Origin of the sequence: Carnobacterium maltaromaticum DSM 20342 (assembly GCF_000744945.1) — a bacterium.
GTDB classification, from domain to species: Bacteria; Bacillota; Bacilli; order Lactobacillales; family Carnobacteriaceae; genus Carnobacterium; species Carnobacterium maltaromaticum.
Genome location: NZ_JQMX01000001.1, coordinates 658,138 through 684,647 on the forward strand (window position 1 = coordinate 658,138; position 26,510 = coordinate 684,647).

The following is a 26,510-nucleotide window of genomic DNA, read 5'->3' on the forward strand; positions in this document are numbered from 1 at the left end:
AAAATTAATTTAGGAGGAGATAAAATGAAGAAGATTGAATTATATCTAGTTTGTGTGGGCTTACTTACTGTAGGGGCAGGATTTACAAATACTCAAGTACTTGCTGCAGAAATTGATACACAACAGAGTACTACTGCGGTAGAAATTGAAGCGGGTGGAAATGAACAAAATCCTATTATTGATGGAGTACAACCAGGAACAGGTCATACAGGTTCTTTAGTAATAGATGCTGTATCAAATTTTAATTTTGGAAAAGTCAAATTAGGTGTGACAACGCAAAATGCTATTCCGGTAGAAGGAGAAACTTTAGGTGCCCAAGTAACAGATGTTAGAGGTACCGGTGCAGGCTGGAGCTTAATGGCAAGCATTACTGAATTCTCAAATTCAGATGAAACAAAAAAACTGAAAGCGCAATTAACAATTCCATCAGGTAAAGTAAAAGGAACTGATGCTAATAGTTTGACTCCTGCAATTGCTTCAGGTGCAACTTTGAATGAATCTCCATCAAAGATACTTTATGCAGAGCAAAATTCTGGAATGGGTACGTGGTCAAATGCTTTTGAGGGGAATTCTGGAAAAGTTAATTTACTTATTCCAACAGATAGTTATATTGATTCGTATAGTGCAATAATCAACTGGTCATTGCAAGATGCACCAGCATAAAAAAATAAATTATATTTAGGAGAAAATATGAAAAACAAATTATTAATTTCGTACGTTGCTTTAACTAGTTCTGCTTTGTTAGTAAATCTAACTGAGGTGGAAGCAAGTACCACTAGCCAAGAAACGAGTGAAAATATTATCACTTTCGTTGGAGGTGGGGGAGATATTACAGGACCAGTAAATCCAGAAGATCCGGATTTACCAATTGTAATCGATCCAGCTGATCCCAACAATCCTGGTACAGATAATCCAGGTCCCTTATCTCTGGATTTTGTATCAAATATACAGTTTGGTGAAAAGAAAGTAAGTGGTAAAGATCAAGTATATAGCGCGCTTAATAAAGCTCCTTATGTACAGGTTACAGATGTTAGAGGTACGAATGTTGGGTGGAGCCTCTCTGTTACAGCTAGTGAATTTGTAGCAACGAATGATTCCACAGAAGTTTTAAAAGGTGCTGAACTTTCTTTTAAAAATCCAACTGTGAAAGCTGCAAGTAAAGGAAATGTTTCAACTCCTCCTACGAGTAATGATGTAACATTATTAAATACAGAGACGCAAACAGTAATGAATGCGAATGTAAATCAAGGTAGTGGTACATGGCTGACTACTTGGACAACAGGTACAGATTCAAATGACAATGTACAATTAAAAGTATACGCTGGATCTGCAAAAGCCAACACAACGTATACTGCAGATCTAAAGTGGGCGCTCTCTGACGCTCCAAAATAGAATTAAAATAGGGCAACAAGAAGCTCATTTCTTGTTGCCTCTTTTGAAATAGGAGGCAACGATTTGAAAAAAAAATTTTTAATAATCTGTATATTTATATGTAGCACTCTATTCATTAGTACTAAGGTAGATGCTGCATCAATGGGGTACTCAGTTAAAGCAAATATCCCAGAAAATCAAATTGATAAAGACAAGTCATATTTTGATTTAAAAATGAAACCGAATGAAGAACAAGCAATTACTTTAACAGTAAGCAATAGTTCTGAAGAAAAGATAGAGTTAAATATTGTCCCAAACAATGCAAAAACTAACCAAAATGGAGTTATCGATTATAGTGAAGAAAACCTCAAGAAAGATAATTCTCAAGTATATTCATTAACCGATATCATTTCTGGTAAGCAAAAAATAGCATTAAATCCAGGAGAAACGAAAGAAGTAAGTTTTCAGTTAAAAATGCCTAGCGAAGAAATTGACGGGATAGTGTTAGGAGGTTTTTATATCTATAAGGAGGACACGGATTCAAAAAATACAAGCGAGAATGTTCAAATAAGAAATTCTTATTCTTATGTAATTGGAATTCAATTATCTGAAAATGACACAATTGTTGAACCAGTTGTCAATCTTAATAAAATAAAACCTGCTCTTCAAAATTATCGTACTGCGATTACTGCAAATATTCAAAATAGTAAACCAACTATTATAAATAATTTAGTAATAAATGCTAAAGTAACCGAAAAAAATAAAACTGAAGTTCTACATGAAACGGTAAAACAAAGTATGTCAATGGCTCCTAATTCAAATTTTGATTTTCCTATTAGTTGGGATAATGAGCCGTTAGAAGCAGGCGATTATACCCTCCATTTAAAAATTAATACAGGTGAAAAAGAATGGAGCTTTGATAAAAATTTTTCAATTGGTAAAGAAGATACAAAAAAATTAAATGATGAAGCAGTAGACATTAATAAAAAAGAAATAAATCGGAACATAGTAGCATTATTAATTTTTCTACTTATAGCGAGCTGTTGCATTGTGATTATTGGTTTATTGATTAGACGTAAAAAGAAAATTGAAAGAGAAAAAAAATTAAAAGCTGCCAGAATTAAAAAAAGAAGGAAGGCAAAAAATAGTGAAAGAAATAAGAAAAAAATCACATAAAAGAAATTTTTTCCTTTTGGTATTTGAATTTATTCTATTAGGTTTGTTACTATTCATTAAGCCACAGTCATCTAGTGCATATTCTCCATTTGAAGTACCTACTGGAACCATATCATTATATATAGTTGGTACGGGGATATTTCCAGATATTGATAGCAATGGTTTAGTATACGGATACAGAGATACTAGTTTAATAACTGATAGATATTGGTACTCAAAAAAATTATCAAATGGACAATTTATTTTCACCTCAATGAAGGCCCCTAATAAGTTATTAACAATAAACTCTGATAACAGTATATCGGTTGTTCAGTATACGCAAGATATTTATACAGATGAAAGTAAAATTCCTACTAATTCTAGATTCTATGCCAAGTATGTAGGGATTTCATCAAATCGATATAGTTTTACAGTATCAACAAGCAATAACTTTGATTATGGGATAGGTTTTGACTTTTATAATAATTATTATTTTTCGTACAAACCCACAAACTCGAATACAACAGTTGATGGAAGATGGTTAATGTCATTTGGACAACTATATACTACTACAAATATGCTGAATCTTAAAGTAGATAGTGTTGTAGGAAAAAAATATATAAATTCAGATATCCATATAACTGGATCATTAAATGTATCTGGAGTAGATACATCAAAACTCACATTAAACATAGGTAATAATGTTTATTCAATTAAAGATATGGATGTTACTTATATAAATGGAAAAGCAACATTTGATGTTCCAGTTCCTTTGACTTATGACAAATTTCAAGAAGGAAAAAGTTATTCTATTGAAGTTTCTGCCAATACAGGTTTTTTAGATTCTTATGACAATAGTCAGAGTTTTACCGTTGACTATTCAGTGATGACAGGTAGTAGCACCAATAAAAAGGTTGAAGCCGGAACTGATTTTAGTAAATTAAATCCTGAAGATTTTATAACAGATTTAAAAGACAGTGCAGGAAATACTGTTAAAATAAATAAATTCGTAAATATTCCAGATAATAAAAAGGTCGGTAAAAAAAATATTGGTATTGAGGTTACTAATGGCATAAGTACAAATACAATAACAGTTGAATTTGAAGTGGTTGATACAGTAAATCCAACAGCAACTGCGGTTCCACAAAAAATCCAAAAAAATTCAACTTTCACCTCTAATGCTTCATCTTTAATTACGAATGTATCTGATAATGGTGGAGCAGATAGTATTACCTATTCAATAACAAAAATTCCATCAACTGATAAAGTTGGATACTTTACCGCTGAAGTTACGTTAAATGATCAATCAAATAATCAAAGTGTAATTGAAATTCCTGTAACAGTTTATGATGAGACTACACCGATAGTAGGAAATAGTATTTTAACTGGTAATGATTTTGACATAACTATAGAGGATTTAAAAAAAGGTGTAAGTAATTCAAATTTAACCAATTTAATTTTAGAGAAATCTGATTCTAAGGCTTGGGATATTGTAACGGGCAAAGAAATTGAAACGATTAGTGTTGCACAAAATGATTTAGATTTTTCTAAAGGAAGCTATAGTGCTCTAATAAGAGCGCAAGATTCCAATAATAAAATAGTAGAAAAGACTATAAAAATAACAGTAACAGATGGCTATCTTGAATTTAGTTCAGTAGATACTAACTTAGACTTTGGTAAAATTAGCATATCAAGTACTGAAAAAAATTATAATTTATATACAGATTCTAATATAACTATTGAAGATTCAAGAGGAATAGATTCTGATAATTGGAAGTTGACGGCGAAAATAGTAACTCCGTTGACATATGAAAATAGTGAGCTGAAAGAAACCTTATACTATGTAGATAATTCAAATAATACATTTATTTTTAATAATGAGGAGAGCACAATAATAGAGCAAAGTGCCGTTGACAAGTATAAAATAACCAATCTAGAGCTGAAAAATGATAATAGTTCAGGTTTATATTTAAAAATGTTGCCAGGTCAAGGTAAAGTTGGAAATTATAGTGGCGTTATTCAATGGTCATTAAAAAATGCTCCATAAATTATATAAATTCTAAACTTTAGGGAGGAATAGTTATTAGTAAAGTAGAAGAACATTGGGATGATAAAATTATTTATTATGTAGTTTTTAAAGCTAAGATAAAAATAGGAGGTATTGAAAAAATAGAAAAATTTTCTAAAACTCTAATATTAGATCCAAACTTAGATAGAAAACAGATAAAAGATATTATACACAAAAAATTGTATAATATTGTAGAAATAGTCCATATAGATCAATTGGAAGATTGTATTTGTTTAAAAACTACTTAAAACATTTATGAAACTGAATCAATAAAAATTGAAAAAAAGTAGTATCAAAATTATATATATAGTTAGCTTATATTATAGAAATAAACTAACCAAATTAAAATAAAATTTGGTTAGTTTATTTTTTACGTCCAATTAGCATTATCATAGGCGAAATTGTAGGGATTTGAGTAGTTATACTTATTTTTTGTGAAACGTGTTGATATTAACAAGAATCAAAAAAGAGAGTATTTATAGTATCTATTGCTAACATGTAAAAAAACACTGTAATGTCATATGTTAGCGATTTAAGAAATTTTTACGATGTTTTAATTACTTTTTACGATTTTAAATTAGAAAACCACTTCAAAGAAATTAATATGAAAACTGGTTTTAGAAACGTAGAATTCTTTTATAAAGAAGAAATAGAAAAAATAGTATTGGATATGGAGCAATCAAAAAATGTAACAATGTTCCAACGATTTATTTTTGAATTATCATACGACACTGGTATTAGAGTTACTGAGTGTTCTGATATTAGGATTAATGACATTGATTTAAAAGATAGGGTGATAAGAGTAAGAGGGAAGGGAGGTAAAGAGAGGTTGGTTCTTTTGGGAAAAAGTTGCGTATCAGCATAAATCCACATAAATTAAGGCATTCTTTTGCTACACATTTACTCCAAAATGGCGCTGATATTAGGACTATACATGAACTACTAGGTCATTCTAGCATATCATCAACAAAGATTAAACTCATGTCCAGTATAAAGAAAAGCAAAAAGCTATAAAAAATATTTATTTAGGTAGTTATTGATTTAAACAGATCGTTTATATACTATATTTAGAGAAAATTAAGCGTTTTGTGAGGTGCGGTGCAAACAATTGAATGTTATACCCATCAAACGAAATTATTAAACAACAAATTGTAGCGCAATTGAATGAATATGTATTAACTCAGCAACAAGTTTGTGACTATCTAAATGGATTCTAGTTATTTGAGCAAATTAATTAAACAAAAAAACTTGAAGCATTTCATATTTTAGAAAATGGTAAAATGAATTTGAATTTATTTTTCAATCTGATGTTGATAAATACAAAAAAATATTTAAAATTCCGTCCCAAGGTGCGTATAGTAAAGGTACGATATGAGTGGAACAAGTTTATTTAAATCGAAACAGGGTAGCCGCAACATTCGCTGCCTTGTAAAAGATTTTATATTCTAGTTTACATAATATATATTATACAAAGTAGACTGTCCATTAAAAATATTAATTTATAGCATTTAACTTGCCCTTTAACTATGAATCACATCCTTTTTTTAGTACGTAATCTTTATTTGAGGCTTAATTTAACCGTTTTATGTAAAATAACTTGTTAATCCAATAAAAAATTAAAACAAGTTCATAGGAGCTTATTTTAATTTTGAATACTTCCTGGCTTACTATCAGCTTTATTCTAATTTATAACTTTACAATACAACCTGTTATCCTAGTCTATACAAACAGGTTCTGTTATAATTATAATTAAAGTAACAATCGATTACTGTTTCTAAACCACCCTCACCTAACGAATTTCCAACTTCATTGCGACATAAATTTTTTTAATAGTTTTTGTCTTTGTAACAGTTTCTATTGTAGTTATACTAAAATTTAAGGAGTGATTATGATGTGTACGTCGTTAATTTACCAATCTAAGGATCAATCAAATTTTTTATCAAGAACAATGGATTTTGCATTCGAACTAGATGCCTCTCCTGTATATTTACCAAGAGGTTATGTGTTTAAAAGTAATGTTGTGTCTAACGTCACATATAAAAGTAAGTATGCTTTTTTAGGTGCTGGCCGTAAGTTAGAAGACTATTTTTTTGCTGATGGTTTAAATGAAAAAGGACTTTCAGTTTGCGCTCTCTATTTCAGTGACTATGCTGAATACAATCCTTCACAAGAACCAGGAAAAGTAAACATAGCCCCTCACGAGCTAGTATCTTGGCTTTTAGGAAACATTGCATCAATAGATGAGTTAAAAAAAGAAGCATCTAATATAAATGTTGTTTCTGCTAAAAATAATTTATTAGATGTTGTTGTACCACTGCATTGGATTGTCGCAGATCAAACAGGCAGTTCAATCATTATAGAAATTACTAAGTCTGGAATGTCAATCTATGATAATAAAGTTAGAGTTATGACTAATTCCCCAGACTATCCATGGCATTTGGCCAATTTAAATCATTATTCTTTTTTAAGTAATCAATTAAAACCAGCTAGTCATTTTTATAAATTTAAACCTAATTCAGGTGAGCTTGGTAATGGTGCTTTTGGTATGCCAGGTGACTATACATCTGAATCCCGTTTTATAAGAACTGTTTTCAATGCTGAATTTACAGAACCTGGCAAAGATAAAATTTCAGCTATCAATAGTTTATTTCACATTCTCTCATCAGTGTCTATTCCGAAAGGGGTTAAAGTAAAAGAAGATGGTACACTTGATTACACACAATATACAGCAATAATGGACGTGACAAATTTAGATTACTATATGTCATCTTACGAAGATACTTATCCATTAAAAATTTCTTTAAATTCTAACTTAATAAGTCAGACCGAACCAATTGTGTTTGAGTCAAGTAAAGTTCAACAATTTAATGTACTAACACCCTAATACTATAGAAAATTCCCATTAAAAATCTTATTTAAATGACTAGAAACAAATACAGCCAACAACATATACGTTGTTGGCTGTATTTGTTTTGCTAACTGAAAATCAAACCATCTTAACTTATAAGTTATAATCCGATAAATACAGCAAATGCTGGAACAACGATTACCGTAACTACACCAACTACCACCACGGCGATACTTGCCATTGCTGCTTCGACTTCGCCTAATTCAATTCCGACAGCAACTCCTAAGGCATGACCGCTTGCTCCTAACGCTAGTCCTCTAGCAATTGGATTTTTAATCTTGAATTTTTCTAATAAAAATCGTCCTAAAGCATAAATTATCACAGCATTGAAAATCACAGCAAATGAAGTGATTGCAGCAATACCACCAATGGATTCAGACAGCGGAACTGCTATAGCGGTTGTTGATGCTTCAGGTAATAAGGATGCCATAATCGATTGATCTACATGGATTATTCCTGATAAAATATAAACAACTGCGACTGATCCAATTGATCCGACAATAATAGCTGAAACAATTTGTACCCAATATTTTTTCAAGACATCTACCTGTTTATATAATGGAATTGCAAATGCTATTGTGGCAGGTTCTAGAAAAAAACTAATCATTTTGCCGCCACTACTGTATTCAGTATAACTAAAATGGCCTACTTTTAAAAAGATAATCCCTAAAACCATTGCCACAAATAAGGGTGTAAATAGGAAGAAACCGTTTGATTTCTTAAAAAGAAACGTACCAATTCCAAATGCTACCATTGAAACAATAATCCCAAAATATGGAGTCATATCACTTCACCTCGTCTAATTTTTTATGTGTTCTCTTAATAGAAAAAAGCGATTTCAATCCATCCCAAGAGAAAGATTGATTCTTTTTTAAGTTTAAGAGTGCTGTTGCTGTCCAACCAGTAATAGCAAGTAATATAATTGTGGCAATAATAATAATCAAAACAATTCGCACACCATATTGTCCCATAATTCCTAATGAATTCATAACCGAAATACCTGACGGAACAAATAGAAAACTAATTAGTCCTGTTAAACTATTTCCCAAGGATTCTACTTGTTCTAACTTAACTATTTTTAAGCATAATGCGATGAATAATAAAATTAAACCCATGACTGAAGCTGGCATTGGAAATGGTAAAATACCTACAATCAGATTAGCTAGTAACATAATAAAGGCAAAAACAAATGCTTGTTGTAAAAACGTATAAATTTTCTTTGTTTCCATAGAATATCGCTCCCTTAATATCTTTTGATACTCTTATTATACTATCCTCCCCTTTTTTTATACGCTTTCAACGTTGGAATGACAGAATATTCAGCTGAGTTGCCAAAATCATCTGGTGAGTGACCTTATTCAATATAAAAATCCACTAGAGAAATCAATTTTGACTTCTCTAGTGGATTAATTTAGTCCTATTTCTTCTTTAAGCTGTTTGACATAAGAACGGCTAACGGGAATTTTATCCCCATTTTTAACAGTAACTTGATAGGTATGATTAAACCAAGGTTGAACTTCTTGGATGGCTTCGCGATTTACAATAAAACTACGATGAGTTTTAAAGAAAAGCGTTGAATTTAATCTGCTTTCTAGATGAGTCAATGTTTCATTCGTATCAATTTGTTGCTGCTTCGTAATGATATGGCTTGCACCGTTATCGACACTTATATATAAAATATCGCTTAGTGCAATCACAAAAATTCGTTCATCAGCTTGAATAGCAATCTTCCCATTTATTTCTCTAGCCAGGTTTGTTGTTTCTTCACCTGTGCTTAGATGGGAAATAGCAGAATGGCTTTTTTCAACTGCTTGTCTCACCCGCTCTTCCTCAAATGGTTTTAAAATATAATCAATTGCATCAACTTCAAAAGCTTTTAATGCGTATTCATCATAAGCTGTAGCAAAAACAATTTTGGGGGGATGGTTCATTTTCTTGAATTTATCTGCTAAATCAAACCCACTTTCATCTGTTAAATGAATATCAAGAAAGACTAAATCAGGTTTTTGATTGACCATTTTTTCTAATGCTTCTTCAATTGACTCTGCTTTATCAACAGAGATTACATTGGGATGCGTTTCAACTAGATAAGCCAACTCATCACGAGCTAAGGGTTCATCGTCAACAATTAAAATATGCATATCACCCCTCCTCCCTATCTAGTGGTATTTTTAATAACACAGTTGTTCCACCCGTTTTATTTTGACTAAACTGTAAACTAGCTTCTAAACCAAATAAACCAACTAAACGTTTATTTAAATTTTCTAATGCAGTCCCTGTCCCTTTTTCAGACTCAATGACTTCTTTCCCAACCTTTTCTACACGATCTAGTGGGATTCCAATTCCGTTATCTGAAACTTGAACAAGCACAAAATTTTCTTTCTGTTCCAATTGGACAACAATCTGATTATCTGTTTTACGATTTCCAAAAGCATGGCGAATGGCATTTTCTACTAAAACCTGAAGTAAAAATGGTGGCAATAATAAAGTTTCTAAATTTGGATAAATATTGAAGGTTACTTGAAAACGTTGTGGAAAGCGTGCTTGTTCTAATGATAAATAGGCTTCTACATGTTTTAACTCAGCAGTTAAAGGAATTAACACCTGACGTGCACCTTGTAAGTTAGCTCTAAAATAAGTACTTAACTGAAGCAATAACGTACGCGCTTGTTCAGCATTTTGTCGCATTAAAGCCGATATAGTATTCATTGCATTAAAGAAGAAATGTGGATTCACTTGAGCTTGCAAGGATTTAATCTCGGCATCCTTTAATAACTTTGATTGAATTTCCGCTTCACCTAACTCTAATTGACTTGAAAAAATAGTACCTAGTCCTTCTGCTAATTGTTCTTCTACGTGGGTCAATTTTGTTGGATCTGTAAAATACATTTTTAATGTCCCAACGACTTGGTTCTTTGATATCAATGGAATCACAATTGCTGCACTTAATTGACAAGTAGGATTGCTACATCCAATTTGATTTTTAGACTTTGCAATAGCCAATTGGCCATTTTGCAACACATCTTTGGAAAGTTCAGTAATCACTTCTAATTCAGGAATATGATGGTCACTTCCAGCTCCAACATGGGCTAATATTTGGTGGGTATCCGTCATACTAATAGCTGCAACTTTAGTATATTGTTGAATGATTTTTGCAACTTGGCGACAAGAACTTTCTGTTAGACCTTCCCTAAAATAAGGTAGGGTTTTTGCTGCTAAGTCTAGCACGTCATGGGTTTGGACAGCGCGCATTTGTTCTTCTTGTTTAAGCGTCGATGTAATAATTGATAAGAAGATAAACGTTCCGATACTGTTTAATAATATCATTGGAAAAGCAATAAATTTGACCAATAGCCAACCTTCTAAAAGTGTCCCACTAAACAAAAATACAAATAACATCTGCACTAACTCCATTAAAGCTCCGATGCCTGCTGCCTGAATAGGTGATGGAAACTGCTTTTTCCTAGCAAATCTAGCGCCAGCTAAGCCAGAAAGAATCCCGACAAAACTAGATGAAAACAAATAAAATAAAGAGGTTCCTCCACCTTGAATGACACGATGCATACCCGCAAGTAAACCCACTCCTAAACCAACAAAAGGGCCACCAATTAGTCCTGAAACACCTATAGTTAACGTTCGAGTATTAGCAATTGAAGCATTGTCTGATAAGACTGTCAAAAAATCTGTTGAAATAATTTTATTTGCTGTAAGTTCAACCCCAGTAAAATTAGAAATAATTGCAAACAAACCAAAAACAGCCATTAATTGTAATTTAGAACTCAAACGTTCGCGATTTAATAAAATAGTTTTGAAATAAGTCACATTAACTAACAAGTAAGCTAATAAAATAATTAAGCCAACTCGTTCCATCATCATAATAAATAAACTAAACATTCGTTACGTCCTTTCCAAAAAGTACTCTATTTAGTTTACCATGGTTTATAAGAAATAAACAATTGTATGATTAATTTTATCTTCTTATTTAAAATAAAAATCACCTGAAATCATTATTTTCAAATGAATCCCAGATGATTTTATCTTTAAAGTTGTTTAGCTTAAAGCTTCTGTTAATTGAGGAACGACTTGTTTCTTACGTGAAACAACCCCTTTTAGTAGTGCTTTATTATCTGTCAATGTTACGTTGAAAGCTTCTTCAACAGCAGTGATTGGATTCCCTAAAGCTAAAATAACGGAATCACTATCTAAAATATTTGTTACAACTAAAATAAATAAATCAAAGTTATTTTCAACCATCTCTTTAAGCATAGTTGCTTCAATTGCAGCTTGTTTGTTAAAGACATCCTCAATAGCTACTGTATTGACTTGAGCAACACGGACATTTTTAGGTCCCATTGGGAAACTTTTAGCATCCATATTTAATAACTGTTCAGGCGTTTTATCTGCTAAATTTGTACCAGCTTTCAATAAATCTAAACCATATACGGCTAAATCAATTTCACTCATGATAGCAAGCTCTTTAGCGGCTTTTACATCCTCTTCCGTACACGTAGGTGATTTAAATAATAAACTGTCTGAAACGATAGCGGATGCCATTAATCCAGCAATTTCTTTAGGAATCTCGATGCCATGTTCTTTGTACAATTTCAAAATAATTGTATTTGTACAACCAACAGGTTCAGCACGGTAATATAAAGGATTTGCTGTTTCAAAATTAGCGATTCTGTGGTGATCTACAACAGCTAAAACTTCAACTTCACGAATATCTGCCACACTTTGCTGGAACTCATTATGATCAACTAACATAACTTGCTTCGTTTCATTCGCAACTGTTTCGACAATTCTTGGTGCAGGTACATTAAAATAATCCAGGGCAAATGCTGTTTCTTCACTGATTTCACCTAATGAAACAGCTTCTGCATCTACTCCTAATTGTTTTTGTAAATACGCAAAAGAAATAGCTGAAGTGATCGCATCTGTATCCGGGTTTAAATGTCCAAAAATTAATACTTTACTCATTAAAAAAACTCCTTCAAAATTTAAATTTTATGATTTTAAGCGGGAAATATAATCAGACTCACTCATATAAGCATCAAATGACTGTAAGAAGTTAGCGATGCGTGGAATTTGATCTTTGTCGCTTCGGAAAACAAATGACATTGTAAATTTAATTGCTGGCTCAAAAGGAATGGCTTTTAGCTCAGCTTCTTTTTCATGGGCCTTGATAAATGAATTTGGTAACGCCGTATAACACTCAGTTGCGTTACTAAATTTATATAATTGTGCTGGAGTCGTATAGTTTCCAGCTACAACCGGTAAGTCTGCCATTTGATTTTTAAAACTTTCTTTCAATACTTCATTGATATAATAACTATCTGGATAGGTCACCCAACGTTTACCAGTTGTATCTTTCATTTTAATTTTTTTCTTTTTATCTAAATTTTCATCATGGTGTAAAAATAAAATTTCTTCATCCATAATTTTTTTAGATTTATAAGGTTTCCAATTTTTGATACTTTCATCTGGTAAGTACATAATCGCTAAATCAATTTTGTTATTCTCTAATTTTTCCCAAATTTCATTGCGTGGCAACATCATTAATGCAATTTCAACGTCAGGAAACTTGTTAAAATAATTAATAATAAAATCAGTAAATACTTTATCTTCAATTGAAGATAATAAGCCAATTCTGATTTTTCCAATAGTTGCACTGGTTGTTTGTTGAATTTCATCTGTGGCAGCATTTAAAATGTCATAGACTTCATGAGTCGTACGTAACATTGTTTTACCTGCATCAGATAAATGTAATTTTTTTCCAACAGAATAAAATAAAGGCGCACCTGCAATTCGTTCTAATTTTTTTATTTGTTGAGTTAATGCTGGTTGCGTAATCCCTAACAATTGAGCCGCTTGTGTATAATTCATTGTATCAGCTAACTGTAAAAAATAATTTAACGTTTTAGATGAAAAAATATTGTCTGACTTTGTTTTCATACAATTGACTCCTTTTTATAATAAAATTCCACTAATACTATGATAATCAATAAACAGAAAAAGAGCAACAAAAAGTTGCTCTCTTCATTAATTTTTTCTTATATACTAATTTAAATATCCTGTATAGTCAGCTGTTTGTAGGATTTTTTTCGCATTATTTACACGTTCAGTCGATGGCGTTTCAATTCCCTCTAAAGGATAAGGAATACCCATTTCTTGATACTTATATAATCCCATTGTATGGTAAGGCAATACTTCAACTTTCTTAACATTATTCAGTGTTTTAATGAAATCAGATAGGCGAATTAAATACTCATCATAATCGGTTCTCTGTGGGACTAGAACGTGTCTAATCCAAACAGGTTGATTGATTTCAGATAAATACTTAGCCATTTCTAGAATATTAGAATTACCTAAACTAGTTAAAACTTTATGTTGTTCATCATCAATATGCTTAATATCAAATAGAATCAAATCTGTATATTTCATCAATTCTTCAAATTGACTAAAGAAAGGTTCTTCACGTGTAAATGGTTTGCCACAAGAATCAAGGGTTGTATGCACACCTGCTGCTTTGGCCTTTTTAAATAAATCAATTAAAAACTCCATTTGCAATAAAGGTTCTCCACCACTGACTGTTATACCACCATCTTTACCCCAATACGTTTTATAACGTAAGGCTTCTGCTAGTATATCATCTGTTGAACGTTCTTTTCCGCCACCGATTTTCCAAGTATCTGGATTGTGACAAAATTGACAACGCATCCGGCATCCTTGTGTAAAGACGATAAAACGAACTCCTGGTCCATCTACCGTGCCAAAATTTTCAGTTGAGTGAATTGTACCGATTACAGGTTGTGACATAATTGCTCCTCATTTCTTTGAATAAAAAGAGATGACCGGAGCCACCTCTCTTATCTAATTTTTTAATTATAAACGATCATGTGAAGTTCTAGCAATAACATCCGCTTGTTGTTCAGGTGTCAAGTCACGGAATTTAACTGCGTAACCAGATACACGAATTGTTAAGTTAGGATATTTTTCTGGATGTGCTTGAGCATCAAGCAATAACTCATTTGTAAAGACGTTGACGTTTAAGTGGTACCCACTATTATCAAAGTAACCGTCCATCACGTTTCTTAAGTTATCAATTCTTGTTTCTTCATCTTTACCTAAACCAGTAGGATTGATTGTTTGGGTATTTGAAATTCCATCTAATGCGCAACCGTAGTTTAAGCGAGCAGTTGAATTAAGTGAAGCTAATAATCCATTCTTTTCACCTAAGAACGCGCCATCTTGATAACTTGGGTTTGCTCCTGGTGCTAAAGGTTTACCTGCACGACGACCATCTGGTGTATTACCAGTAGCTTTACCATAAACAACGTTTGACGTAATTGTCAATAGAGATGTTGTTGGTGTTGAATTACGGTATGTGTGTTGACGTTTAATTTGTGTCATAAAGTAATCAAGAATCCAGTTTGCTGTTTCATCTGCTTCTTCTTGATCGTTTCCGTAAGTTGGGAACTCATTAGTTGGTTTGTAATCAATTGCTAAACCATTTTCGTCACGAATAACTTCTACATTCCCGTGTTTAATTGCCATCAAGCTATCAGCAGCATGAGAAATACCTGCAATACCAGTTGCAAAAGTACGTTTCAAGTCACTGTCCATCAAAGCTAATTGTGGTGCTTCATAAGCATATTTATCATGCATGTAGTGGATTACATTTAATGTATTTACATACAATTCTGCTAACCAATCCATGATATCTTTGTAGCGTGAAATAAATTCATTGTAATCTAGTGTATCACCAGTCATTGGTCTGAATTTAGGACCAACTTGTGCTTTAGTCATTTCATCAACACCACCGTTGATTGCATAAAGAACGGCTTTAGCTAAGTTCGCACGAGCACCAAAGAATTGCATGTCTTTACCAACTACAGTTGCAGATACACAACAAGCAATTGCACAGTCATCAGATCCCCAATTAGCGCGTAATAAATCATCATTTTCAAACTGGATAGAAGAACTTTCTTTCGCAATTTTAGCAGCAAATGTTCTGAAACCAGTTGGTTCTTTAGAAGAATATAAAACAGTTAAGTTTGGCTCTGGAGAAGGTCCCATATTTGTTAGTGTATGCAGAATACGGAAATCGTTTTTAGTTACTAATGAACGACCATCTAATCCCATACCAGCAATTGATAAAGTTGCCCAAATTGGGTAACCAGAGAATAATTGATTATAGTCTGGCGTACGTGCAAATTTAACCATACGTAATTTCATAATTAAATGATCAATCATTTCTTGAGCATCAAATTCAGTAATCAAGCCAGCTTCTAAATCACGTTGGATATAGATATCTAAGAAAGCAGAGATACGACCAATTGACATAGCTGCTCCATTTTGTGATTTGATTGCTGCTAGATAACCAAAGTATAACCATTGGATTGCTTCTTTAGCTGTTTCTGCTGGTTGAGAAATATCAAAACCGTATGAAGCAGCCATTTCTTTAATTTGACCTAAAGCTCTATATTGTTCAGAAATTTCTTCACGTAAACGAATAACGTCATCAGTCATGACTTTATTCCCAGTGTTTGCATGGTCTTTCGCTTTTTGTTTCATTAAGAAATCAACACCGTATAAAGCAATACGACGATAATCACCAATGATACGGCCACGACCATAAGCATCTGGTAAACCTGTAATGATTTTATTTTTACGAGCTGCACGCATTTCAGGAGTATAAGCATCAAAAACACCTTGGTTATGTGTTTTACGCCAGTCCGTAAAGATGCTTGTCATTTCGTCATCTACTTCAAAACCATTTGCTGTCAATGCATTGTTTGCCATATTAATTCCGCCAAATGGCATGAAAGCTTGTTTCAATGGAACGTCTGTTTGCAAACCAACAATAGTTTCTTCTTCTTTAATTAAATAGCCTGGTTTATGAGAAGTAATTGTTGCAGGAATATTGTTATCCATATCATAAACGCCATTTTTTTCATGTTGAACGTCAAATAATTCTTGTAGTTTAGTCCATAATTTATCTGTACTTGGTGCAATAGGTTCTAAAAATGAATCGTCACCTGTGTATTCTGTGTAGTTTGCTTGGATAAAATCTCTTGTGTTAACCGATGTTCTCCATTTTTCGCCTTTGAATCCATTCCATTGTTTCATAATAAAATGAGCCTCCCGATAACTGTTTTTTTGTTTTTAATTGAACTTTTAATTTAATGTAACAGCTCTTACAAACATAGTATAACACGTCATAAAAATAAAACAAGGATTTTTTACGAATTTTTCGTACAATCTTTTGTTTTAATAACGAAAAAACGGTACAAACGTTGATAATTAAGCATAATAAGTATGTGAAATTATTATCCAACTTAGAAGTAGAACGGATATTTTTTTCTAATAACAGCTTTTCTGTTATATTAAAAACGCTTAAGCTGTACTATAATAGATTAGTTTAAGCATGAAAAATTGCACAAAAAGTAATACAGAATCACGAATCAAGTTCAATATTGAACTTGATTTGTTAGAAAACTGTCGCCTATCGGTGTTAATTGCAAATAAAAAAAGTTTAGAAACAGTCATTCCTGTTTCTAAACTTAAAAAATTAATTTTTCCCATTATCCTTTACAATTACAGGATAAGGTAAAATGATTTGACAATCTTGTGGCTCGCCATCTGTTGTTTCGTCTAAAATAAAGGAACCATTTGAATAACGATCACTAACTTGATAGCTATCTGTATTCACAATAAATTCTTTGCCTTTAGTGGTGACAACGTTAATGGTTGTATCTTTCTCAACTGCCTGCATGAAAATCATACGGTGTGGATTTTTTTTCAATTCTCTCAAGACAAGTAATCCACGTTTAGCACGTCCTAAAATATCGAACTCACTTACGTTCATCTTCTTAACAGCACCACGTTGGGTTAACATCACAACGTTTGTTCTTGTCGAGTCTGTAGCCATTAAAATGCCATTGACAACATAATCATGCTCTTTCAGATTAATCGCTTTGACACCGGCAGCTTTAGAGCCTACTACTGGGACTTCCGATAACGGATAACGTAAACCAAATCCACGATTCGTTACTAAAAAGACATCTTTATTAGCAGGATTTTCAGAATAAACAACTTCAATGAGATGATCGTCTTCTTGCTTCAACTTCATCGCAACGGTTGCTCTCGTCTTATATCCACGACCAGCAACAAAATCGGCAACTGCCGTTTGCTTAATCATGCCGGCTTTCGTAATAAAGGTAAAGGTCGCCTCTGGTAAATAATCAACTAAGCCAATTGTTTTAACAATTGTTTCATCCATTGCTAATCCGATAGTTTGGGAAATATGCTCGCCAATATCTTTCCATCGTAAGTCTGCAATTTCATGAACAGGACGATAAATTAAGTTACCATTGCTTGTAAACATTAATAGATGATTTAATGTGTTCATCTGTTTAACAAAAATTGGTAAGTCTCCGTCTTTCAATCCAATCTCTTCTGGTTTAGAAGCACTGTAAGAACGCAAACTACTGCGTTTTAAGTAGCCTTCACGCGTCACTGACACAATTACTTCTTCTTGTGAAACAAGAACCTCAGTGTCGATTTTAAGCTCTTCTATTGCATCTTGAATAATGGTTCTACGAGGAGTTCTGAATTTTTCTTGAATCTCCTTCAATTCATTTTTCAAGACACGCGCCATTTCTTTTGGACTATCTAAAATTTTACGATAAGAAGAAATACTAGCTGCCAATTCTTTAGCTTCTTTTTCCAACGCAGTAATATCCGTATTAGTTAAACGGTATAGTTGTAAAGAAACAATGGCTTCTGCTTGAGGTTCTGTAAAAGTAAACTCTTTAATTAAATTTTCTTTCGCATTTTTCTTATCTTTACTACTTCTGATAGCCGCAATCACTTTATCTAAAATCGACAAAGCTTTAATTAAACCTTCAACAATATGTTGTCTCGACTCTGCTTTAAATAAATTAAAGTTAGTCCGACGAGTAATAACCTCACGCTGATGTTCAATATATGCAGATAACATTCGCACAATACCGACTTGTTCAGGGCGTTTTTTATCAATCGCAACCATATTAAAGTTATATGAAACTTGTAAGTCTGTATTTTTTAACAAATACGTTAAGATACCTTCAGCATTTGCATCTTTCTTCAATTCAACAACAATTTGTAAACCTGTTCGATCGGATTCATCACGAACTTCAGCGATTCCATCAATTTTTTTGTTTAGACGAATTTCATCCATACGCTTAACCATCACTGATTTGTTCACTTCAAAAGGAATTTCAGTAATCACTATTTGTTGTTTTCCACCACGTAAATCTTCAATGTGCGTTTTAGAACGAACGATAACTTTGCCTTTACCTGTTTTATAGGCTTGGCGAATGCCATCAATTCCTTGCAAAATACCACCAGTTGGGAAATCCGGTCCTTTCAAGTGGTGCATCAATTCTTCAACCGTAGCTTCAGGATTATCAATTAAATGAATTGTCGCATCAACCACCTCACTCAGATTATGTGGTGGGATATCTGTTGCATAACCAGCTGAGATCCCTGTTGCTCCATTTACAAGTAAATTAGGGAATTTTGCAGGTAATACAGTTGGCTCTTTGTCTGTATCATCAAAGTTTAATACGAAATCAACCGTTTCTTTTTCAATATCACGTAGTAATTCAGCTGAAATTTTTGATAAACGTGCTTCTGTATAACGCATTGCAGCAGGTGGATCTCCATCCATACTCCCATTGTTTCCATGCATTTCCACTAGAACTTCACGTAATTTCCAATCTTGACTAATCCGTACCATAGCTTCATAGACACTTGAGTCTCCATGAGGATGATAGTTACCAATTACGTTTCCGACTGTTTTGGCTGATTTTCTAAAGCCTTTTTCTGATGTGTTTCCCTCAACATTCATCGCATATAAAATACGGCGTTGAACAGGTTTTAAACCGTCACGAATATCTGGAAGTGCCCGCTCTTGAATAATATATTTAGAGTATCGTCCAAAACGATCACCCATTACTTCTTCAAGGGTCAGTTCCTGAATATCAGATCTAATTTCCATCTTCAACACTTCCTTCTGTTTCAAATAACGCTACTTGTTCATTGCTCGCTTCCATCATTTGGCTATTTTCTAAAATACTACCACCGTCTTCTAACGAGAACTCAACATGGGATTCAATCCATTTACGACGAGGTTCAACTTTATCCCCCATCAAGGTAGAAACACGACGTTCTGCTTGTGCAGCATCATCAATTCGCACTCGAATCAACGTTCTTGTTTCAGGATCCATTGTCGTTTCCCATAGTTGATCGGCATTCATTTCCCCAAGACCTTTATAACGCTGTAAAATGTAGCCTTTTCCAACTTTTTTTGTTTTCGCTTCTAGCTCGTCATCTGTCCAAGCATATTCAATTACTTCTTTTTTGCCAATGCCTTTTGAAATTTTATATAAAGGCGGCAAAGCAATATAAACTTTCCCTGCTTCAATAAGAGGTTTCATATAACGGTAAAAGAAAGTCAGCAACAGAACTTGAATATGTGCTCCATCTGTATCGGCATCGGTCATGATAATAACTTTATCGTAATTACAGTCAGCTAAATCGAATTCAGCACCAACACCTGCCCCGATAGTATAAATCATTGTATTGATCTCTTCATTTTTTAAAATATCTTGTAGTTTAGCTTTTTCAGTATTAATTACTTTCCCACGTAATGGCAAAATAGCTTGGAATTTCCGATCGCGTCCTTGTTTAGCAGAACCACCAGCGGAATCTCCTTCGACTAAATAAATCTCATTCCGTTTAGGATTACGGCTTTGAGCCGGAGTTAATTTGCCAGATAGTAAAGATTCGTTTTTCTTGCGCTTCTTGCCATTTCGGCTTTCTTCACGTGCTTTACGAGCAGCGTCTCTAGCTTCACGCGCTTTTAAAGCTTTACGAACCAACATTTGGCTAGTTTCTCCATTTTCAATTAAATAGAAACCAAGTTGCTCACCTACAACAGCATCAACTGCAGCACGTGCTTGTGGTGTACCTAATTTCCCTTTGGTTTGTCCTTCGAATTGAAGTAAATCTTCGGGGATACGTACTGAAATAATTGCCGCAAGTCCTTCACGGAAATCACTACCTTCAAGATTCTTATCTTTTTCTTTTAACAAATTGACTTTACGCGCATATTCATTGAACGCTTTTGTTAATGATGTTTTCATCCCAGATTCGTGTGTTCCACCATCTTTAGTCCGGACATTATTAACAAATGATAAAATATTCTCTGAATATCCATCGTTGTATTGAAAAGCAAATTCAATTTCAATTTGATTGTTTTCACCAGAAAAATAGGCAACAGGATTTAAATGATCTTTTTCTTCATTTAAATACTCAACAAATTCTTTAATTCCTTCTTCATAATGAAAAATCTCACTTTTTTCTGTACGTTCATCAATTAATTCAATCTTTAGTCCTTTTAAGAGAAAAGCAGATTCTCTTAAACGTTCAGATAAAATATCATACGAATAGTTGACGGTCGAAAAAATAGTTGTATCTGGCTTGAAATGCACAGTCGTTCCATTTTTTTCTTTTGTATTTCGAATTTTTTTCAGTGTGTCAACTGGAATTCCGCCATTTTTAAAGCGTTGTTCATAAACGACACCATCTCTCACAATTGTAACAACTAGCCATTCAGAAAGAGCATTTACAACACTTGCTCCAACCCCGTGTAAGCCTCCTGAGGTTTTATAGCCACCTTGACCAAATTTACCCCCAGCATGCAGGACAGTAAAAATAACTTGAGCAGTGGGAATTCCAGACGCATGCATACCAACGGGCATACCACGACCATTATCTTTCACACTGACGCTAGTATCTTTGTGTAGCGTAACAGTAATTTCTGTACCATAACCTGATAAAGCCTCATCAACTGAATTATCAACAATTTCATAAACTAAGTGATGTAACCCACGGCTATCAGTTGATCCAATGTACATTCCTGGACGTTTTCTAACGGCCTCAAGTCCTTCAAGAACTTGGATGGCTTCATCGTTATATTCCATATTTATTTTTTTCGGCATCTTCAAAACTCCTTAGACGATAGAAACTAGCGCTAATAGTTAGCGCATCTATACAATGATACTCTATCTTTTTGATAATGAAAAGTCAAATCCTTTATTTTAATTGAAAAAACTAACATTCTTTCACATTTTCAGCTAAATTTAAGTAAAAATGACTGTTTTGTACTTAGATTCTTATTTATTTTTTTATTTATGAATCATTAACATACTCTTCGCCATTCTAAATTCATTCCTTTTTTCTATTTAAATCGTATAAATAGCTAGCCAATACCCATGTAAAATGCTAAAATATGGCGGAACGCAATTTTTTATTTAAGGAGCGAGTTAATTTGCTTGAAATCTGTATTATGTTAGTCATCGCCTACTTATTAGGCTCGATTCCTTCAGGTGTTTGGATTGGAAAAATTTTCTATCACAAAGATATTCGCAACTTTGGTAGTGGGAACTCTGGAACAACAAATACGTACCGAGTTTTAGGAAAAAAAGCAGGAACAGCTGTGTTACTAATGGATATTTTAAAAGGAACCTTAGCAGCAAGTTTACCTTTCTTTTTCCACAGTGATGTCAATCCTTTAATCATTGGCTTAGGAGCCATTGTTGGACACACATATCCTATCTTTGCTCAATTCAAAGGTGGAAAAGCTGTTGCTACAAGTGCTGGGGCATTATTAGCCTATAATCCTCAATTTTTCGTTTTTTGTGCCTTACTCTTTATCACACTAATCTACGTGACTAGAATGGTTAGCTTAGCTAGCATTATTGCGGTTTTGATTATTGCACCTGCTAGTTGGTATTATCATGATCCAATCTTAACCACCATCGCTTCAATCTTGATGGTCTTTATCATTTTAAGGCATCGTGGCAATATTACTAGAATCTTAGATGGAACTGAAAACAAAGTTCCCTTTGGACTGGGCTACAAAAAAAGTAAAAAAACTGAATAATAATGAATAAAAAACCTTTTATCAACAATTTTTTACGTTGATAGAAGGCTTTTTTAGTCGAATCGTTTGTCTAACTAACGGTAATATCAAATTCGGCATCAAACTGTTGAGTCGGTTCTAAGCTTTGAATACCTAGTTTTTCTTTTAGATTTCCGTTGGCATCAAATGTATCTGCAATTCCAAACCAGGGTTCAATACATACAAAAGGCGCATCCGTTTTGGGTGGTGACCACACACCAACATACGGGAAGTCAGTAAATTTAACAGACACACTATGAGGTGTTTTTTCAGACTTAATTGTAAAAATATTTTCGCCTTTTACTTCATATATCAAGGCATCATTATCAAATAAATGACGACTAAGTGCAATATCCGTATTTGTTTGAGCTAATGTTTTAGCTGGCGTATTTAGATAAGCCCCTGTCAAAGGAATGGTTGTTCTTGTTTTTCTAGGTGAAAAACTCAAGAAATAATCTTCAAACACCGTCTCTTTTGTCAAAGGGATATTAAAGCCTGGATGAGCACCAATTGAAAAATAAAGTTTTTCAGTCGAGCTTGGATTTTCAACCGTATAGTGAGTTGTAACTGTTTCTCCCACTAGGCGATACTGAATCTTTAACTTAAAGTCAAAAGGATAAACACGTTTTGTTTCAGTTGTTGCACCTAACTCTAATGTTACAGATGAATCATCTTGTTCAACTATTTCGAAGTCCCCATCACGTGCAAAACCATGCTGATTCATTGGATAGCTTTTCCCATCAACTTGATAGCTATCTTCCTTTAAACGACCGACAACAGGGAATAAAACCGGTGCATGTCGTCCCCAATAGGTTGGATCCGCTTGCCATAAATATTCAATTCCTGTCTCTTTATTTTTAATGCTAGCTAATTCAGCACCTTTAGTTAAAATAGTGACACTAATTCGTTCATTTTCTAGTTGAATCGTCATTTTTTTGCCTCCTTTTTCATAGGTACATGTACTTTCTAGTCGCAAAATAGTCATTAAGTTCATACAATTAAAATTGATTATAGCACAAAATGAGTAATTAAACATGACAGGTTTTGGAATTATCTTGATAGAATAAAAAGTTATCTTGGTTTAAAGACAAGATAACTTTTTACGGGTAACCTCTTAATAAATTTGTTCTTTAGCTAATTCTTGAATAAATTTAGAGTTGTTGACTCGGATGTAAGTTCCCTTCATACCCAATGAACGAGAATCGATAATCCCACCTGATTCTAACTTTCTTAATGCATTAACAATAACTGAACGAGTAATACCAATCTTATCAGCAATTGTGGAAGCAACTAAACGCCCTTCCGTTCCATCTAACTCTTCAAAAATAGCTTTAACAGCTTTTAATTCGCTATAAGACAATGTTTTGATTGCCATCTGAACAATTGCTAAGCTTCTTGTTTCTTCCTCAATTTGATTCGATTTTTGATTAAGGATTTCCATTCCCACAATAGTCGCACTATATTCAGCTAAAATTAAATCACTATCTGTAAATTCACGTGATATTCGAGCTAATATAATCGTACCTAATCGCTCTCCAGCAGCATAAATTGGCACTAAAGTTGTTAAACCATCCGCAACTAAATCACGATTCTCAATTGGAAAAGCCGTATAATCACTTTCAATCCCAATATTCGCCTTGGTTTCAGTAATGCTTAACATACTTGTTGTATAGTCTTGTGGAAATTTCTTATCTTGCAACATTTGTTTCACACGTTCATTATTAATCTCATGCTTTTCATTAAAACCTAATAACCGACCTTTTTCACTAATCAAGTAGGTATTAGCATCTAATGAATTGCCTAAAATCTCGACCATGCTGTTAAAAGGTAAGGAGCCAGATTTAGCGACTTTAGCTGAATCAATGCCACCTTCTTGTTGTAGCATGCTGTTAATTTGACGCATTTTCAAAAGTAATTCGTTCATTTTCATTCCTCCATCAATCAACTTATAAAATGTAACGACTTAAATCTTTATCTGCAACAATATGTTCTATTTTATCATTTACATAGCTTTCTGTAATGGTAATATCCCCCATGTGCATATCTGGTGCTTCAAATAATAAATCTTCTAATAATTTTTCAAGAATCGTGTGCAAGCGTCTAGCGCCGATATTATCTGTTTCATGGTTCACTTGATAGGCAATTTCAGCTAAACGTTCGATTGCTTCAAAAGTAAAGGTCACGTTGATATTCTCAGTACCCAGCATCGCCACATATTGTTTAACCAACGCATTATTTGGTTCAGTTAAAATTTTAACAAAATCACTAGCATCTAAATCATCAAGTTCCACTCGGATTGGAAAACGTCCTTGTAATTCTGGAATTAAATCGCTTGGTTTCGAAACATGGAACGCACCAGAAGCTACGAATAAGATATGATCTGTTTGAATCGTGCCATATTTTGTACTAACTTGTGAGCCTTCAACAATAGGTAAAATATCACGTTGTACACCTTCACGAGAAACTTCACCACTTTGCCCAGCTTTAGATGTAATCTTATCAATCTCATCAATAAAAATAATCCCAGTATTTTGAGCTAATCGAATCGCTTCTGAATGAATATCTTCTGGATTGACTAACTTAGATGATTCTTCTTGAATAAACAATTCCAAAGCTTCTTTCACCGTTACTGTCCGCTTTACTTTACGTTTTGGCGTTAAAGCACCTAAAGTATCGTTTAAATCAATACCCATCTGCTCTAAACCAGCATTCATTGGTGAGTTAACTGTTTTCTTACGTTCCTCAACCTCTACAGTCAATTCACGTTGGTCTAGCAATCCATCACGAATTTGTTGCGCAATAACCTTACGATTGGTTGAAATCTGTTCAGTGATTTCCTCTTCAGGCTCCTCTGCCATTTGGTTCATATTCATTCCCATATTATTCATCATGCTTTCAAAAGGATTGGTTGATTCAGCTTTTTTCTTCTCCTTTTTAATACCAGGAACTAACAGTTTAGCCAATCGTTCGACAGCTTTGTTCTCAGCTTTAGTATATACATTTGAATATTGTTGTTTTTCAACAATTTTAATTGCATTTTCAACTAAATCTCGTACCATTGACTCTACATCGCGACCAACATACCCAACTTCAGTGAATTTAGTAGCCTCAACTTTTACAAAAGGGGCTTGAACTAATTGCGCCAAACGACGAGCAATTTCAGTTTTACCAACACCAGTTGGCCCAATCATCAACATATTTTTAGGTGTTACTTCTCGTTGCATTTCTTCATCCAATTGCATTCGACGGTAACGATTACGTAGCGCAACTGCGACTGATTTTTTAGCTTGATGTTGCCCAATAATGTATTTATCCAATTCAGCAACTATTTCTTTTGGAGTCATTTGCATATTTGTATTCATCATAAATTCAGCACACCCTTCTTATAATTCTTCAACAACAATATTATGATTTGTAAAGACACAGATATCCGCAGCAACCGTTAAACTTTCCTGCGCAATTTCTTGAGCAGAAAGATGTTTGCCGTGTTTTTTCAATGCTCTACCAGCAGATAAAGCGTAATTTCCGCCAGAACCGATAGCTAAAATACCATCATCCGGTTCAATGACCTCACCGCCACCACTGACCATTAACATTTCATCTTTATTCATAACAATTAATAGAGCTTCTAACTTTTGCATAGCCCGATCCGTGCGCCACTCTTGAGCCAATTCAACTGCAGCACGTTTTAAATTTCCTTTATATTCATTTAACTTACCTTCAAATTTCTCTTCCAAGGTAAAAGCATCCGCTACACTTCCAGCAAATCCAACTAAAACTTCGCCATTATAAATACGGCGAACCTTTCTAGCAGTGCCTTTCATAATAACAGATTCACCCATTGTCACTTGGCCATCACCAGCCATTGCTGATTTACCGTTGTGCTTAATTGCAAATATCGTTGTTGCATGAAAAGTTGTCATTGTATTTCCTCCTTATATAAAAAGCTTGTTGAGCCGATTAGACCTGGCAGAAAAATAGGGAAATTTGATGTGGCG

At 33.5% G+C, this 26,510-nt stretch carries 22 protein-coding genes; 8 read left to right on the forward strand and 14 right to left on the reverse strand.

Annotation, left to right across the window (positions count from 1 at the left end):
• Positions 1-24: 24 nt before the first annotated feature.
• The 7 genes from BR77_RS03085 (at position 25) to BR77_RS03110 (ending at position 7,478) form a co-directional block, all read left to right on the forward strand.
• Complete coding sequence (locus BR77_RS03085) at positions 25-663, forward strand: WxL domain-containing protein (protein ID WP_015076321.1); 639 nt, start codon at positions 25-27, stop codon at positions 661-663.
• 27 nt (positions 664-690) lie between these two features.
• The gene (locus BR77_RS03090; protein WP_015076320.1) at positions 691-1,392 is read left to right on the forward strand and encodes a WxL domain-containing protein; all 702 of its coding nucleotides are present in this window, start codon (positions 691-693) and stop codon (positions 1,390-1,392) included.
• Between the two features lie 63 nt (positions 1,393-1,455).
• Entirely contained in the window at positions 1,456-2,547 is a 1,092-nt protein-coding gene (locus tag BR77_RS03095; RefSeq protein WP_035063923.1) for a WxLIP family cell surface protein, read from the forward strand.
• Positions 2,519-4,573, forward strand: coding sequence for a hypothetical protein (locus BR77_RS03100; protein WP_035063926.1), 2,055 nt, complete (start codon positions 2,519-2,521; stop codon positions 4,571-4,573). Before BR77_RS03095 ends, BR77_RS03100 begins: the two co-directional genes overlap by 29 nt.
• Before the next feature lie 535 nt (positions 4,574-5,108).
• Positions 5,109-5,459: a tyrosine-type recombinase/integrase gene (locus tag BR77_RS03105; RefSeq protein WP_080732532.1), complete on the forward strand. Its 351-nt coding sequence runs from the start codon at positions 5,109-5,111 to the stop codon at positions 5,457-5,459.
• The gene (locus BR77_RS18580) at positions 5,444-5,608 is read left to right on the forward strand and encodes a tyrosine-type recombinase/integrase (RefSeq protein WP_080639143.1); all 165 of its coding nucleotides are present in this window, start codon (positions 5,444-5,446) and stop codon (positions 5,606-5,608) included. The genes BR77_RS03105 and BR77_RS18580 overlap by 16 nt, the downstream gene beginning before the upstream one ends.
• Positions 5,609-6,485: 877 nt before the next feature.
• The gene (locus BR77_RS03110) at positions 6,486-7,478 is read left to right on the forward strand and encodes a linear amide C-N hydrolase (protein ID WP_035063932.1); all 993 of its coding nucleotides are present in this window, start codon (positions 6,486-6,488) and stop codon (positions 7,476-7,478) included.
• A gap of 124 nt (positions 7,479-7,602) precedes the next feature.
• Here the strand turns inward: BR77_RS03110 and lrgB are convergent, their stop codons facing one another.
• The 10 genes from lrgB to parE form a co-directional block, all read right to left on the reverse strand.
• Positions 7,603-8,286, reverse strand: coding sequence for an antiholin-like protein LrgB (gene lrgB, locus BR77_RS03115; RefSeq protein ID WP_015076314.1), 684 nt, complete (start codon positions 8,284-8,286; stop codon positions 7,603-7,605).
• Position 8,287: 1 nt separating this feature from the next.
• The gene (gene lrgA, locus BR77_RS03120) at positions 8,288-8,731 is read right to left on the reverse strand and encodes an antiholin-like murein hydrolase modulator LrgA (protein WP_015076313.1); all 444 of its coding nucleotides are present in this window, start codon (positions 8,729-8,731) and stop codon (positions 8,288-8,290) included.
• A 177-nt stretch (positions 8,732-8,908) separates the two neighbouring features.
• Positions 8,909-9,643 (reverse strand): LytR/AlgR family response regulator transcription factor, encoded by a 735-nt coding sequence (locus BR77_RS03125; RefSeq protein ID WP_015076312.1) that lies wholly within the window; start codon positions 9,641-9,643, stop codon positions 8,909-8,911.
• Position 9,644: 1 nt separating this feature from the next.
• Positions 9,645-11,396, reverse strand: coding sequence for a sensor histidine kinase (locus BR77_RS03130; protein ID WP_015076311.1), 1,752 nt, complete (start codon positions 11,394-11,396; stop codon positions 9,645-9,647).
• A 156-nt stretch (positions 11,397-11,552) separates the two neighbouring features.
• Positions 11,553-12,479: a manganese-dependent inorganic pyrophosphatase gene (locus BR77_RS03135; RefSeq protein WP_015076310.1), complete on the reverse strand. Its 927-nt coding sequence runs from the start codon at positions 12,477-12,479 to the stop codon at positions 11,553-11,555.
• A gap of 27 nt (positions 12,480-12,506) precedes the next feature.
• Complete coding sequence (locus tag BR77_RS03140) at positions 12,507-13,454, reverse strand: LysR family transcriptional regulator (protein ID WP_010052900.1); 948 nt, start codon at positions 13,452-13,454, stop codon at positions 12,507-12,509.
• A gap of 105 nt (positions 13,455-13,559) precedes the next feature.
• Entirely contained in the window at positions 13,560-14,318 is a 759-nt protein-coding gene (pflA, locus tag BR77_RS03145) for a pyruvate formate-lyase-activating protein (protein WP_010052902.1), read from the reverse strand.
• A 66-nt stretch (positions 14,319-14,384) separates the two neighbouring features.
• Positions 14,385-16,631: a formate C-acetyltransferase gene (gene pflB, locus BR77_RS03150; protein WP_010052904.1), complete on the reverse strand. Its 2,247-nt coding sequence runs from the start codon at positions 16,629-16,631 to the stop codon at positions 14,385-14,387.
• Positions 16,632-17,073: 442 nt separating this feature from the next.
• Positions 17,074-19,545: a DNA topoisomerase IV subunit A gene (gene parC / locus BR77_RS03155; protein WP_015076305.1), complete on the reverse strand. Its 2,472-nt coding sequence runs from the start codon at positions 19,543-19,545 to the stop codon at positions 17,074-17,076.
• Entirely contained in the window at positions 19,535-21,550 is a 2,016-nt protein-coding gene (gene parE / locus BR77_RS03160) for a DNA topoisomerase IV subunit B (RefSeq protein ID WP_010052906.1), read from the reverse strand. The genes parC and parE overlap by 11 nt, the downstream gene beginning before the upstream one ends.
• 290 nt (positions 21,551-21,840) lie before the next feature.
• On the opposite strand from parE, the gene plsY reads away from it, so the two are divergent.
• Positions 21,841-22,494, forward strand: a complete 654-nt coding sequence (gene plsY / locus BR77_RS03165; RefSeq protein ID WP_180948793.1) for a glycerol-3-phosphate 1-O-acyltransferase PlsY — start codon at positions 21,841-21,843, stop codon at positions 22,492-22,494.
• Between the two features lie 70 nt (positions 22,495-22,564).
• On the opposite strand, the gene BR77_RS03170 is transcribed toward plsY, so the two are convergent.
• The 4 genes from BR77_RS03170 to hslV all read right to left on the reverse strand — a co-directional run bounded on the left by BR77_RS03170 (position 22,565) and on the right by hslV (position 26,435).
• A complete protein-coding gene (locus tag BR77_RS03170; RefSeq protein ID WP_010052908.1) occupies positions 22,565-23,443 on the reverse strand; it encodes an aldose 1-epimerase family protein in 879 nt (292 codons plus the stop codon).
• Positions 23,444-23,626: 183 nt separating this feature from the next.
• Positions 23,627-24,436 carry a GTP-sensing pleiotropic transcriptional regulator CodY gene (gene codY, locus BR77_RS03175; protein ID WP_010052909.1) on the reverse strand — a complete coding sequence of 270 codons (810 nt, stop codon included), beginning with the start codon at positions 24,434-24,436 and terminating at the stop codon, positions 23,627-23,629.
• A gap of 22 nt (positions 24,437-24,458) precedes the next feature.
• The gene (gene hslU, locus BR77_RS03180) at positions 24,459-25,877 is read right to left on the reverse strand and encodes an ATP-dependent protease ATPase subunit HslU (RefSeq protein ID WP_015076303.1); all 1,419 of its coding nucleotides are present in this window, start codon (positions 25,875-25,877) and stop codon (positions 24,459-24,461) included.
• An 18-nt stretch (positions 25,878-25,895) separates the two neighbouring features.
• Positions 25,896-26,435 (reverse strand): ATP-dependent protease subunit HslV, encoded by a 540-nt coding sequence (gene hslV, locus BR77_RS03185; protein WP_010052913.1) that lies wholly within the window; start codon positions 26,433-26,435, stop codon positions 25,896-25,898.
• Positions 26,436-26,510 lie beyond the last annotated feature (75 nt).

Excerpts from the sequence above, each read along its gene's own strand:
- BR77_RS03170 (WP_010052908.1), bottom strand. The coding sequence starts at position 23,443 with ATGACGATTCAACTAGAAAATGAACGAATTAGTGTCACTATTTTAACT.
- pflB (WP_010052904.1), bottom strand. The coding sequence starts at position 16,631 with ATGAAACAATGGAATGGATTCAAAGGCGAAAAATGGAGAACATCGGTT.
- parE (WP_010052906.1), bottom strand. The coding sequence starts at position 21,550 with ATGCCGAAAAAAATAAATATGGAATATAACGATGAAGCCATCCAAGTT.
- lrgA (WP_015076313.1), bottom strand. The coding sequence starts at position 8,731 with ATGGAAACAAAGAAAATTTATACGTTTTTACAACAAGCATTTGTTTTT.
- codY (WP_010052909.1), bottom strand. The coding sequence starts at position 24,436 with ATGAACGAATTACTTTTGAAAATGCGTCAAATTAACAGCATGCTACAA.
- BR77_RS03085 (WP_015076321.1), top strand. The coding sequence starts at position 25 with ATGAAGAAGATTGAATTATATCTAGTTTGTGTGGGCTTACTTACTGTA.
- plsY (WP_180948793.1), top strand. The coding sequence starts at position 21,841 with ATGGCGGAACGCAATTTTTTATTTAAGGAGCGAGTTAATTTGCTTGAA.
- parC (WP_015076305.1), bottom strand. The coding sequence starts at position 19,545 with ATGGAAATTAGATCTGATATTCAGGAACTGACCCTTGAAGAAGTAATG.
- BR77_RS03110 (WP_035063932.1), top strand. The coding sequence starts at position 6,486 with ATGTGTACGTCGTTAATTTACCAATCTAAGGATCAATCAAATTTTTTA.
- hslV (WP_010052913.1), bottom strand. The coding sequence starts at position 26,435 with ATGACAACTTTTCATGCAACAACGATATTTGCAATTAAGCACAACGGT.
- BR77_RS03090 (WP_015076320.1), top strand. The coding sequence starts at position 691 with ATGAAAAACAAATTATTAATTTCGTACGTTGCTTTAACTAGTTCTGCT.
- BR77_RS03105 (WP_080732532.1), top strand. The coding sequence starts at position 5,109 with ATGTCATATGTTAGCGATTTAAGAAATTTTTACGATGTTTTAATTACT.
- BR77_RS03140 (WP_010052900.1), bottom strand. The coding sequence starts at position 13,454 with ATGAAAACAAAGTCAGACAATATTTTTTCATCTAAAACGTTAAATTAT.
- BR77_RS03125 (WP_015076312.1), bottom strand. The coding sequence starts at position 9,643 with ATGCATATTTTAATTGTTGACGATGAACCCTTAGCTCGTGATGAGTTG.
- hslU (WP_015076303.1), bottom strand. The coding sequence starts at position 25,877 with ATGATGAATACAAATATGCAAATGACTCCAAAAGAAATAGTTGCTGAA.
- BR77_RS03135 (WP_015076310.1), bottom strand. The coding sequence starts at position 12,479 with ATGAGTAAAGTATTAATTTTTGGACATTTAAACCCGGATACAGATGCG.
- pflA (WP_010052902.1), bottom strand. The coding sequence starts at position 14,318 with ATGTCACAACCTGTAATCGGTACAATTCACTCAACTGAAAATTTTGGC.
- lrgB (WP_015076314.1), bottom strand. The coding sequence starts at position 8,286 with ATGACTCCATATTTTGGGATTATTGTTTCAATGGTAGCATTTGGAATT.
- BR77_RS03130 (WP_015076311.1), bottom strand. The coding sequence starts at position 11,396 with ATGTTTAGTTTATTTATTATGATGATGGAACGAGTTGGCTTAATTATT.